The sequence below is a fragment of the Mycobacterium sp. E735 genome (genome assembly GCF_001666955.1).
Classification (GTDB): Bacteria; Actinomycetota; Actinomycetes; order Mycobacteriales; family Mycobacteriaceae; genus Mycobacterium.
The window spans coordinates 1-1,834 of record NZ_LZIX01000085.1 but is presented as its reverse complement, the minus strand read 5'-3'; the positions used below and the strand labels follow the sequence as shown (position 1 = coordinate 1,834).

General features: G+C 66.4%; 2 protein-coding genes. Both read right to left on the bottom strand.

All coding sequences use genetic code 11. The features are described 5' to 3' along the window. Positions 1-405: glutathione peroxidase (locus A5704_RS06850; protein ID WP_067759906.1), on the bottom strand; the 405-nt coding region annotated here is incomplete at its 3' end. Positions 406-455: 50 nt separating this feature from the next. After that, the coding region (locus A5704_RS06845) for a helix-turn-helix transcriptional regulator (protein WP_231968889.1) at positions 456-1,834 on the bottom strand (1,379 nt) is incomplete at its 5' end.

Genomic DNA, 1,834 nt, shown 5'->3' with positions numbered 1-1,834 from the left:
ACCGTCGGGTGCGATCAGGAACTTCTCGAAATTCCACTGGATGTCGCCGGCCTCGCCGGCGGAATCGGCGGCCTTGGTCAGCTCGGCGTAGAGCGGGTGACGATCGTCGCCGTTCACCTCGGTCTTGGCCAGCAGCGGGAACGTCACGCCGTACGTCGTCGAACAGAACTCCTGGATCTCCTCGGCCGTGCCCGGCTCCTGGCCCATGAACTGGTTGCAGGGGACGCCGACGACGGTCAGGCCGCGCTCGCCGTAGTCCTCGGCGAGCTTCTCCAGCGCCGTGTATTGCGGAGTCAACCCGCACTTGGAGGCGACGTTGACAACCAGCGTCGCGCCGTCGGCCAATTCGGCCAGCGTGGTCGGCCGGCCGTCGAGGGTGGTCAGGGGGATGTCTTTGAGGGTCACGCCGACGACGCTAACCGAAGGCGGCGACAGCAGCCAGACCCGAGGCGCAACTAGGGCAACAGGTGTCGCCGCCTGGCCTCGGAGACCGATTCCCCGCGCCTGGTAGCGCCCAGCTTGATGTAGATGCCCTTGAGGTACCACTTGACGGTGTTGATCGTGACCCCCAGGTTCCGCGCGATCTGCTTGTTCGACATTCCACGCTCCAAGAGCCGCAGTACCTCGATTTCGCGGGGGCTGAGCGGTTCTTCCGGCGTGGGAGCACGATCGGAGTCGCGCGTGACGACCGGGATGGCCGCGTGTTTGGCGTCGGCGTGGGCAGTGGCCAGCAACCGCGAGAGATAATCGGGCGGAACCTGGGCCAGCTTGGGCGGCCAGCGGCGGGTCCGGCTGGCGTCGCGAAGATGGGCAATGGTTTTGAGGATCTCCGGCCCGGCGTCGACGATGGTGCGCAGTAGCCCGGCGCGCGCGCCGTCGAGCAGCGCGGGGACGAGGATTTCGGCGGCGGCTTCGGGGTCGCCGGCGAGGAAGACAACCCTGGCGAGTTCGATGGTGCTGAGGGCTGCGCCGAGACGCCATCCGGCGGCGGTGCTTTCGTGATGCATCCTGGACACCAGATCGTGTGCTGTGTCGTAGTTGTTTTCCGCGCAAGCGATTTGGGCCCGCGCGCTCAGTTGGTAGTGCCGGGTGGCCATCGCGATGCCGTCCATGCCGTTGGCCACATCGTTGCCGCGGCGTGCGAGAATCTGTTGCGCGCGGCTGGTGTCGCCCAGCGCGAGGTGTAGACGCACGCACTCGTTGTCCAGCGCTGCGGACAGCCTCGGCAACGAAAGCTGCTGAGCCGCAACATGTCCTTCGTCCAGTAGGCCGAGCGCCTCATCGATGTCGCCACGAAGCACCTTGATACGGGACAGGGTGCTGTAGGTCGCGATCATGAAGTCAACGACACCGCTTTCGGCGCCGAGCTCGTGACATTGCTCCAACAGCCCTTCGGCCGTATCGATTTCACCGCGTTCGTAGTGGAGCCGGCCCAGCAGGGCGCCCGCCAGCCGGGCCGCATGTGAATGCGGGCCGGCTTCGTTCTGAGCCAAAACGAGCGCTTCGGTGTAGCGGTTCTCCGCGGTGGGCAGGTCGAGTTGGGCGAATGCGGCAAGGCCCGCGAAGCACCGCCCGTACACACCGGCGAAGGGGCCGCCGGCGGTTTCGTGAAAGGCGGCTGCCCATTGTTGGCGCGTCTGTGCGCTTTCATAGGCGAAGGTATGGATGTCGACGAAAGTGCGGATGTTGGCGGAGACGGCCACGAGGAATGGCCGGTAAGGCGGATTGTCGACGATGTAGGGCGCGACGAGGGCGCAGGCGCGGTCGATGCGATCGCCGTAGACGTCCGTGCAGGCCTGCACCACGTCGGCCTCGCCGAGGACGCCTGCGCCGA